Annotated in this window: 13 protein-coding genes; 2 read left to right on the forward strand and 11 right to left on the reverse strand. The window is 29.7% G+C overall.

Annotation, left to right across the window (positions count from 1 at the left end):
- Positions 1 to 223: 223 nt before the first annotated feature.
- On the reverse strand, positions 224 to 748 hold the full coding sequence (locus ACKI3Q_RS09285; RefSeq protein WP_407416312.1) for a glycosyl transferase: 525 nt from the start codon (positions 746 to 748) through the stop codon (positions 224 to 226).
- Between the two features lie 79 nt (positions 749 to 827).
- On the opposite strand from ACKI3Q_RS09285, the gene ACKI3Q_RS09290 reads away from it, so the two are divergent.
- Together ACKI3Q_RS09290 and ACKI3Q_RS09295 are read left to right on the forward strand one after the other, a co-directional pair.
- Positions 828 to 1961 carry an NOP5/NOP56 family protein gene (locus ACKI3Q_RS09290; protein WP_407416313.1) on the forward strand — a complete coding sequence of 378 codons (1134 nt, stop codon included), beginning with the start codon at positions 828 to 830 and terminating at the stop codon, positions 1959 to 1961.
- A gap of 2 nt (positions 1962 to 1963) precedes the next feature.
- Positions 1964 to 2605, forward strand: a complete 642-nt coding sequence (locus ACKI3Q_RS09295; RefSeq protein WP_407416314.1) for a fibrillarin-like rRNA/tRNA 2'-O-methyltransferase — start codon at positions 1964 to 1966, stop codon at positions 2603 to 2605.
- A gap of 602 nt (positions 2606 to 3207) precedes the next feature.
- Here the strand turns inward: ACKI3Q_RS09295 and ACKI3Q_RS09300 are convergent.
- Genes ACKI3Q_RS09300 through ACKI3Q_RS09345 form a run of 10 tightly spaced genes read right to left on the reverse strand, consistent with a single transcriptional unit; the run spans position 3208 to position 10203 of the window.
- Positions 3208 to 3867: a phosphopantothenoylcysteine decarboxylase gene (locus tag ACKI3Q_RS09300; RefSeq protein ID WP_407416315.1), complete on the reverse strand. Its 660-nt coding sequence runs from the start codon at positions 3865 to 3867 to the stop codon at positions 3208 to 3210.
- The gene (locus ACKI3Q_RS09305; RefSeq protein ID WP_407416316.1) at positions 3864 to 4373 is read right to left on the reverse strand and encodes a flavoprotein; all 510 of its coding nucleotides are present in this window, start codon (positions 4371 to 4373) and stop codon (positions 3864 to 3866) included. The genes ACKI3Q_RS09300 and ACKI3Q_RS09305 overlap by 4 nt, the downstream gene beginning before the upstream one ends.
- A 27-nt stretch (positions 4374 to 4400) precedes the next feature.
- The gene (locus ACKI3Q_RS09310) at positions 4401 to 4979 is read right to left on the reverse strand and encodes a PsbP-related protein (protein WP_407416317.1); all 579 of its coding nucleotides are present in this window, start codon (positions 4977 to 4979) and stop codon (positions 4401 to 4403) included.
- A 39-nt stretch (positions 4980 to 5018) separates the two neighbouring features.
- On the reverse strand, positions 5019 to 5678 hold the full coding sequence (locus ACKI3Q_RS09315; protein WP_407416318.1) for an endoglucanase: 660 nt from the start codon (positions 5676 to 5678) through the stop codon (positions 5019 to 5021).
- 57 nt (positions 5679 to 5735) lie between these two features.
- Positions 5736 to 6545, reverse strand: coding sequence for a prephenate dehydratase (gene pheA, locus ACKI3Q_RS09320; protein WP_407416319.1), 810 nt, complete (start codon positions 6543 to 6545; stop codon positions 5736 to 5738).
- A gap of 47 nt (positions 6546 to 6592) precedes the next feature.
- Complete coding sequence (locus ACKI3Q_RS09325) at positions 6593 to 7393, reverse strand: CBS domain-containing protein (RefSeq protein WP_407416320.1); 801 nt, start codon at positions 7391 to 7393, stop codon at positions 6593 to 6595.
- 12 nt (positions 7394 to 7405) lie between these two features.
- Positions 7406 to 8350, reverse strand: a complete 945-nt coding sequence (locus tag ACKI3Q_RS09330; protein WP_407416321.1) for a CBS domain-containing protein — start codon at positions 8348 to 8350, stop codon at positions 7406 to 7408.
- 46 nt (positions 8351 to 8396) lie between these two features.
- Positions 8397 to 9095: a 7-carboxy-7-deazaguanine synthase QueE gene (locus tag ACKI3Q_RS09335; RefSeq protein ID WP_407416322.1), complete on the reverse strand. Its 699-nt coding sequence runs from the start codon at positions 9093 to 9095 to the stop codon at positions 8397 to 8399.
- 2 nt (positions 9096 to 9097) lie between these two features.
- Positions 9098 to 9619, reverse strand: a complete 522-nt coding sequence (locus ACKI3Q_RS09340) for a 6-carboxytetrahydropterin synthase (protein ID WP_407416323.1) — start codon at positions 9617 to 9619, stop codon at positions 9098 to 9100.
- Positions 9616 to 10203, reverse strand: coding sequence for a DUF366 family protein (locus ACKI3Q_RS09345; RefSeq protein ID WP_407416324.1), 588 nt, complete (start codon positions 10201 to 10203; stop codon positions 9616 to 9618). The genes ACKI3Q_RS09340 and ACKI3Q_RS09345 overlap by 4 nt, the downstream gene beginning before the upstream one ends.
- Positions 10204 to 10322 lie beyond the last annotated feature (119 nt).

Raw genomic sequence — 10322 nt, forward strand, 5'->3', positions numbered from 1 at the left:
AAATTTATGTTCAGTTATAAAGAAAATAAAGAATTTTAAACAATAAACATGAACTTGATTATTTTAGCTTAAAAATAACATTAAAATAAATTAATCTTATTTTCTGCAAAAGATTGTTAAAATAAACAATACTTAATAAAATACTCAAAATTAATCATGAAAATATGACTAAATATTTCAAGTGTATTATAAGTATCATCCAATTATCGGACATCCCTATCAATTACTTTTCAAGCAATTGACGATAATTATCATTTTGACGTTTTAAAGAAATTATTGTTGTTTTATGAGTTTTCATCATTTCTTCTTTTTCTTTTATTAATAATTTAATCTGTTCATTTTGATTTTCAATAATCTGGTCTTTTTGAGCAAGCAAACCTTCATAAGTTTTAGAAATTTTTCTTAACTGCACTTCCAGATTCTCGGTATTCTCATTGATTTGCGTTTTATAGTCATCAATCAATAATCTAAGATATTTAACCTGGTCCTGCTTATCATCAATTATAACTTGTTTTTCTTTTATTTTATTATCCAAGTCATCCAATTCTTTCATTTTAGCTTTTTCATTATTGATTTCATTATCCAACTTATCTTCCAAATTCTTTTTTTCATATTTTAATTTGGTAGAATATAATTTTAATTTGTTAATTTCATCTTTTTTACTTTCAAGTTCCATGGTGAGTTCATCTATTTCACCATCTTTTAATTCTATTGTTTCTTTTAAATCTCTAAAACTTTGTTTTGACATTATTAGAAATATTTGATTTTAAATAATTTAAAAGTTTTTGAAAGCAAAATATATTAAAAATAAAAAGAAAATAAAACACATGGAATGTTATGTAACTTACAGTGTTAAAGGATTTTATGCATTTAATGAAAATAAAGAACTGATTGGAGAAAAATTATTTAAAGAAGATGAAATTCTCCAGAAACTGATTGAAATAGATAATAAAGAAATACCTAGGGAAGAAAGTGAATTAATTGAGGAATTATATGAAGATTATGACCTGATTATTATCGAATCCAATAAACGTGCATCAGATTATAATTGTGACAAAATAACTGTAAGAAATCCTAATCCTGCAGGAGATATCATAAGAAGTGAATTTGACTTGGATATTGATAATGACATTTATCAAAAGCTGGCAATTTATAAAATGAAAAAGGCACAAGCAGGTGAGGATAAGCACCTGATTCAAGCAATTAATTCCATAGATGAGATAGATGAATCAATTTCTAAACTGATTGAAAGAATTCGTGAATGGTATGCACTATACTTCCCAGAAATGGATTTGATTAAAAATAATGAAACCTACATTAAATTAATTTATGAAAATAAAACTAAAGAAGAAATAGTTAATGCTAAAAGTGATGCATTCCCTATCGACATGTTAGATATTGAAGATGATATAAATCCTGATGATTTAGGTATCATGAATAATTATGCCAAATCCATTTATGAACTTCAACAAACAAGAAAAAACATTATCAATTATATAGACATTAAAATGGAAACCATAGCACCTAATTTAAGATTGCTTGTTGGTTCTTCACTTGGAGCTAAGTTAATATCCCATGCGGGAGGACTTAAAAGACTGGCTACTTACCCTTCAAGTACTGTTCAAATCATGGGTGCTGAAAAAGCCTTATTCAGACATTTAAAAAGTGGAGACCGCCCTCCAAAATATGGTTTAATATACCAGCACCCACAGGTTCGCGGTGCAAAATGGTGGAACCGTGGAAAAATTGCCAGATTGCTTGCAGGAAGAATATCCCTAGCTGTAAGAAAAGATGTTTTTACTCATGATTTTGATCCAGAAATATTTAATGAATTTAATGCAAAAGCCGAAGAAATAGAAAAAAATAATCCATTCCCAACAAAAACTACTAAAAAAAGAAAAGAAGAAAAACAAAAATCAAAAAAGAGATATAGAAAAGGCAAAAAAAGAAGGAGGAGATGAAAATGGATGTTTTTTTAAAGGGCAATGAAGTTGCAACACGTAATTTAACTCCCGGCATTAGTGTTTATGGTGAAGAATTAATTGCAGAAGATGTTGAATATAGATTATGGAATCCAAGAAGGTCAAAATTGTCTGCTGCTATTTTAAATGGCTTAGAAAATTTAGATATCAAAAATGATTTTAAAGTATTATATTTAGGTGCATCAACTGGAACTACTGTTTCACATATTTCAGACATAGCATATGATGGAAAAATTTATGCTGTTGAATTTTCTCCTGTGACCGCTAAAAAATTAACTAGACTATCACGCCAAAGGCCTAATATTTATCCTATACTTGGAGATGCCACCAAACCTAAAGAATATATGAATATTATTGGAAAGGTTGATTTAATATACTGCGATGTTGCTCAGCCTACACAATCCGAATTGTTTATGAAAAATATGAACTTGTTTGGAAATGATAATGCATTAGGCATGTTAATGCTCAAAGCCAGAAGTATTGATGTAATACAAAAACCTAAAAAGATTTTCAAGCAAGAAGAAAAAAAATTAAAAGAGAAAGGATTTAAAATTATTGAAAAAATAAAACTGGAACCTTACGAAAAAGACCATATGGCATTCCTAGTAGAAAAAAATTTTTAATAAAAAATAGTGAATTTTCATTTCATATTTAGTGAATAACCACCTTAAAATTTTATTCAAAAATGTGAAGAAATAGGCAAAAAAGTATTACTTCGATACCTTTTTATACCATAAAATTAAATATTATATATGCTAATGCAAATAAATTAAAAGTTCACTAAATAATCCTTTAGGTATATTCACTCTACTAATCACTTCATTTAATTAAAACCTAAAGGAGTGAACTTATTTTTTAATATAACTCTTTTTTATGAATTTTAACATTTAAGTTAAAATAATGTCTTTTTATCAAAAAAGTATTACTAAAAATTAATTTTACAACATATATAAAACCACCTAAAAGCAATATTGACATTAACTTATTACAACAATAATTTTAGAAAAAACAATCAGAATAACATTTAAGTTTCACGAAACAACAATAACGAAAGTGATTAAGTTTAACCTAAAATCCATATCTAAAAAATAGCTTGAAAAAATCTATCAATTAAATGCATTTTAGATATTATTAAATTAATAGTTATAGAAAATAAATTAAAAATATTATCTTAAAAATTAATAATTAGAGTGGGCCCTAATATAAAATGAAAAAATAATTACCATCATCTACATGAAGTCTTTTTAGAAATGACATCCATGATAGTTTTTGCAATTTCATCCTTGCTTGCAAGTGGAACAGACACGACATCATCATCAATGATTAAAACTTCATTTTTATCAGACCCAAATTCACAATCTTTTTGAGAAACATCATTTGCAACAACAATATCCGTTCCTGCATCATTTATCTGTTTTCTAGCACAATAAATAATATCATCCGTAGAAATATTGAATTGCGCTTTAAACCCAACTAAAAAAATATCAGGATTAATCTCTTTAATATGACGAATGATCTTTAATGTAGGTTTTAAGCTGATTGATAGAGAAGACTCAGAATCGATTTTTTTATTCTTATAATCTACAACTTCAAAATCAGAAACAGCAGCAGTAGAAATAAAAATATCATATTCACCAACAATATCAAAAATAGCTTCTGCCATTTGCTTTGACGTTTCAACATGAATAACATTAAATAGCGGGGAAATTTCAACACTGACCTTAGCAGCAATCAATGTAACATCAGCACCTAAAATATAAGCCTGTTTTGCAAGAGCCAAACCCATCTTTCCAGAAGACTTATTAGTTATGCCTCTTACAGAATCAATTGGTTCAAAAGTTCCACCAAGACTAATTAAAACTTTTTTTCCACGAATAAGAATCACTTCTTAGCTAAGTTAATGCATCTTAAAGATTCCAGAACAATATCATCATTTGAAGGAAATTTAGCTTTTCCTTCATCCATTAAAGGAGGCATGAATGAAGCAGAACCTTCAGATTTGATTTTATCAATATTTTCTTCAATAGCTTTAAACATTGAATCGTGCATTGACGGAACAAATAAAATCGGAGTATCATGTCCATATGCGGTAATTAATAAAGTAGAAATAGGATTGTCCGCTATTTTATATGCAAATTTACTAATTGTATTTGCAGTAGCTGGAGCAACAAGTATTAAATCCTCTTGAGAATATTTAACATGCTCAATATCACCAGTTAATTCAGTGATAACTTTGCTTCCAGTAGCAAATTCCATAGAATTTGGATGAAGTATTTTACAAGCGGCTTCGCTCATAAAACATTTGACTTCTATACCCTGTCTTTTAAATTCTCTTGCCAATTTAACAGATTGACTGGCAGCCACACTGCCAGTAACACATAACACAATCATAAAATACCCCAAATATTATAAAAAAAATTAAATTTGAATATGGCTCATGATATAATCTGCTGCAGCCAAATTCGCTTCATACTTATCAATAGGTGCACTATACATTACAACATAAGCCTGATCGCCTTTTTCAAACCATAAAGCCTTATGCTGCCTCATAACACCATTATCAGAACTTGAAGTATAGATATATTGCAAAGCCTTTTTGCCATTAATATCAACTTCACCAGATGAAAGTAAATTAAACTTAGAATCTGCATGAATATTAGTGTATGAACTATTTACAAAAGAATTAAAGTCTCCAGTAAATTGTTTCTTCTCAACATTGATATTTACTTGACCAATTTCACGGTTATCAATAGCGCTCTCTTTAGAAATTGCAATTATAGAGTTATTAGAAGTTGCTTGAGATAATACCCAGTTTGATGGATAATTAACAATAACTCCCTCCTTAGATACAGTTAACATAGTAACCGTATCATTAGAGTTACTATTGCCATCATTTTGGTTGTTATTATTAAATTGAACATCATTTATTACAATATATCCGAATACTGCAATAACAACTAAAAGTATTACAACCCCAATTATTGTAAGTTTACTCATAAATTCACCATTAAATTAATATAATTATCCTTAATTACTTCAACCACTTTGATCCGGAGTAGGAGTCGGAGTCGGGGTAGGAGTAGGAGTCGGAGTAGGATCAACAGAACTTCCACCACCACTATCATCAGGAGTGACTGGAGTATTACTTGAACTTGAACCACCATTATACGTATTATAAGAAGAAGACGTATTTGTTTGAACAGTTGAAGTATAGTTAGATGTGGCTGTTTTATTAACATGAATATCCGCCACATTCGGAAATGCAGTATCGGTAACAATAGCTGATGCATTAGTACCGGCAAAAGACCCAAAATCAAAATTAAATACACCAAAACCTGCACCAACAGTAAAACCAATAGCTAAAATTAAAATAGCCACAAGTTTAAAAGTTCCAGAATCCATTGGAGCCTTATTACTTTGAGTGTCTCCCTTTTTTGGATTGATAATGTATTTTTGAACTAAATCTTCATTTTCTTTCTTTTCATTTTTAATTGGTTTTTTATCTTTAGGAGAATCAGAAGGTTTACCTTGCATTGATCTAATTCTATTAGTAGCTTCTCTAGCATCTAAAGCATTTAGTCTATCTTCATATTTAGAACGAAAATAAATATACTTTTCTTTAGAAATCTTTCCATGAGAATAATCAGATTCTAAACTCGCCATAATCTGTAGAAGTTTATCCTTATCACTAGACATACTACCCTCCCTAAATTAATGATTATTAATAATTATATCTAAACATTAATTTATAGTTTACTTAAATTCGGGATAGGAACCTAAGACTTTAAAGAAATAAGTTTTGTCTTCAATTTCCATGATAATTTTTTTAATAATATTATCTTTATAATGACCATAAAAATCAACAAAAAACAAGTATTTTCCTAATCCCTGCTTAGATGGTCTTGATTCGATTTTAGTTAAGTTAATTTCATATTCATTGAAAATTCCAAGTATTTTATAAAGAGAACCCGGATGATCTTCATAAATTGAAAAGATAATTGATGTTTTATCATTGCCTGATGGATCAGTTTCATCCTTGGACAATACGACAAAACGGGTTTCATTATTATCAACATCCTGAATATCCTTTAAAAGAATATCCAAATCATATAATTCAGCACTTTTAGTATGTCCAATGGCCGCTTTAGATTTATCGCCTATGATACTTTTTGCAGCGCTTGCAGTGCTGACCGCATAATGGGGCTGAATACTATTTTTTTCTATAAAGTTATGACATTGAGAAATAGCCTGCTGATGTGAGTAAACGTCTTTAATATCCTCAAGTTTAGTTCCTGGGTTAACTATTAAATTTTGATTAATTGAAATGATAACTTCACCAACAATATTCAAATCAAAATCATGCGCTAGGGAATCCAAAGTAATTCCAACAGGACCTTCAATAGAATTTTCAATAGGCACAATACCCATATCACATTGATTTGAATCAATACTCTCCATAACCGCAGGAATTGTACAATAAGGAACTAAATTATCCCCCAAAAGGGATGCTGCTTCATGAGAGAATGTTCCTTTCGGGCCAAGAAAAGAAATCATTTCTTCCATATTATCACTAAAAAAAGTTTAAAAAGCATAGCTGAAGAATAGCTACACTATGCTTCCAATTTTGAAATTAATCTTAAGATATCGGTTTGAGTTATTATACCAATGACCACATCATCCTCAACAACAGGCAAACCATTATAACCGGTTTCAATCATGATTTTTGCAACATCAGAAATAGAATCTTCTTTTGTTACAACAAGAGGATTTCTGGACATGATATCTTCAACCAATACTTCTTTAATTTGAGATTTTTGATATTTTTCTGGAACTTTTTTCCTAAAGTCAATGAATGCTCTCATTAAATCTTTAGAAGTAATCATTCCAACTAATTCTTCATCATCAATGACTGGAAGTCTACCGACATTGGAATCTATACTTACTCTTCTTGCATGAATGAGCCTTTCAGACGGTGAAACAGAAATAATTCCTTTAGTCATTACTTCTTTAGTGCAAATGTTATCGTATTCACCATCGATAGCCAATGTTACAAAGTCAGCTTTTGAAACAATACCAATCATTTCATCATTATCCATAACAGGCACGGATCCTATTCCATTTTCAAGCATGATGTTAGCTACTTCAGCTAAACGCATTGATTGTGGAACAGAAATAATGTCTTTAACCATTACAGATGAAACATGAAGCCTTGAAGCAGGCATACTTTCATATTTTGAAGAACCAAGTTTTTTCGCGATGTCTCTTTCAGAAACTATACCAACCAATTCTTTATTATTGAGAACTGGAAGACGTGAAATTCTATTTTTCCTAAGTAATTTTAAAGCATCAGCAAGACTTTGATCTTTATCTATAGTAATTAATGATGTGGACATTAAATTTTTGATTTGCATTGTCTGCCTCCATTATAATCCTTTAACAGCTCTTAAAATATCTCTTTCAGTTATAATACCAATTACAACATCATTTTTAATTACTGGTACACCACCAATATTACTTATCTTAAATAATTCACAGATTTCACCAATAGTGTCTTCTGGCTCAGCAGTAATAGCATCTTCAACCATAATGTCAGATAATTTTGTTTGCTCTAATATTTCACTAGCAGCATTTGAATTTAAATTATCAAAGAATTCTTTAGTATTAAAGAAACGAATAATGTCAGTTGAAGTTACAATACCCAATAATTTTTTAGCTGCTTTAGAAATGTCAGCTTCTCCACCGACAATAGGAATTCTTCTTAATCCATTCCTAACCATAATCTTACATGCACTTTCGATTGGAGTACCTGGAGTGGTATTGAACACTTTTGTAGTCATATAATCCTGTGCAGTCCTATCATCAATCTCTGTTGCAAGAGATAATGCAATATCTCTTTCGGTTACAATTCCACTGAGTTTATCATCAGCATCTACAAGAGGAAGAGCCCCAATTTGATTAGCCAACATTACATCAACGACTTCATTGATTGAAGATTTGTCGGATAAAGCAATAACTTCACGTGACATAATTTCACGGACAGGCTCATTTATAGCTGCTAAAAAGTTGTCTTGGTATTTCTTTTCAATAATATTAAATTTGTCTCCCCCGCCAAAGAAATCTAATATATCCATTACTGTAACAAAACCTAAAATTTTACCAGATCCTGGATCAGTAATTGGTAACCTTCTGAATTGGTGTTCCATCATTACTTTAGCAGTATCTTTGATACTTTTGGAAGGAGGAATGGATACAACATCTTTGGATGCTATTTTCATAATTTCTCCTTGCTTATCATGAATTTTAGTTTCTTGTTCAACAGAGCCTCTATTCATTGATTTTCTTAAGTTAATGGATGTTTTTTCTTTCATTTATACACCTCTTTATTGTAATCATAATAGCTAAAATAAAATCATTTTACTCAATATTCAAAATTTTATGAATTTGAGGAATAGTGGAAACCTTAAAATATTTACCAACAATCTCTGAAAATTCAAATAAAGAATTAGAAATACCTTTCCAATCACTTAAAGGACTAGAAGGCTGAATGATAAACTGAAGGTCATTCTTATAAATTATCTCATCATCAATTTTTTTAATTACCTCTTCAAATGATTCTATTTTTAAGCATGGCAAAATAACTAATTTACAATATACATTTATAGATTTTTCTATTAATAAATTTAGTGATTTAATTTCATTTAAAAAAATATCTTCTTCAAAATCGCCATTAAATTGCTCTTTGAGCTTTATATCAAGTGAAACAATATCTAAATTGTCAATTGAATCAATATTTTCCGGTAGTGTACCGTTAGTCTCAAGCATTATATCAAGATTTGTAAGTTTTGAAACTTCATTAATAAATTCCGGATATAATGATGGTTCACCACCCGTAAAAGATATAGTATGACAGTCAGGGGTTAAAATACTTTCGATTTTTGACACAACTTGAGCAGGTGTCATAAGCACACCATCATTTTTAGAAATGCTGTTTTTAGTATCACAATAACTGCAATTTAAGTTACAGCCAGCAAAACGTACAAAAATCTGTCTTTGACCTATTAGAACACCTTCTCCTTGAAAAGAAGAAAATATTTCAATAATTGGAGCTTTCATTTTTACTCCACAAACTCTTTCTTATACTGAGCTCCCTGACCAATACCTTCATTGACACAAACTGAAATATATTCCAAATTATCATAGGTTTCAGCCAATTTACGAGCCAATGTTTCTGCAAAAAATTGAGATAACTCTTCAGCAGAAGTATAAGGAAGTGGCAAGAATACACAATCAACAGAAGGTATTGAATAACCTTTACCATCAATTTTAAAGAATACTGTTTTCTCTTTTTTCAAATCAAAAATTGAATTTGATTCCTTGTCAAAATCCTTAATATCAATTAAGGTATTGTATACCGGAATTAAAAGCCTGTGATCAAGTTCATCACAGAGTGCTTTAGTATATTTTTTTACATCTTTAAAATCAACTACAAATTCAAAATCTCCTGCTCTTTCTCCTTCAATTTCCACATCAACGAAATAGGAATGGCCATGGATAAATCCACAAGATTCATGGCCAGGAATAATATGGGCGGATGAGAATCTTAAATTAGATTGTATACCATTAATTAAAATCTTCATAATAACACCTTGGTTTTACTAATATCTTTTTCAATTGTTTCAAGTTCATCAATATAACGATTAACAACCTCAAAAATTAAATCTTTTAGATTATCCTTGTTGAAGACATTGCCATCATCAATATCATAAAGACCTATAGTTTCAACATCACTAGGTGTTCCCTTATCTTCCAAATTAAGTGCAAAATGAATTTTTGCAGAACTTAGGGAAACACTGGCTATTGAAATACTAAGTTTTCTGCCGTCAACAAAAATATCATCACCCTCACGGGTAGTTTTAACTCCTTTTTCAGTTAAGATTTCTCTGAAAATCATTACAAGAAGTCTTTGACGAAGATAAGCAATTCTCATATTGGTTGGTTGCTGGTCAAAAAATTCACAAATAAAATTAACCATATAATTGGATTTGATTTCTAACCCCACATCGGCAAAATCTTTTAGGTTATCCGGAGTGATATTTACCGGCCCGATCCATGTCACGATTGAAGAACCATAAATTCCAAACTCCTGAAAGGCCCATGATGGATTTATCTGACTGCCATCATATTCAAAAATATCTTCAACATGTTTATGAGTTATATTCATTTTAAAACCTATTTTATTTTTTAGAATAACTATATCCTATACATTATAGTATATTAGATAAAAGTGTTTAATAAGGTTAATGAAAAAATCTTTAAAAACTGTCGATTGAAAAGTAGTGT

The sequence above is a fragment of the Methanobrevibacter sp. genome, assembly GCF_045636185.1.
Taxonomy (GTDB): Archaea; Methanobacteriota; Methanobacteria; order Methanobacteriales; family Methanobacteriaceae; genus Methanocatella.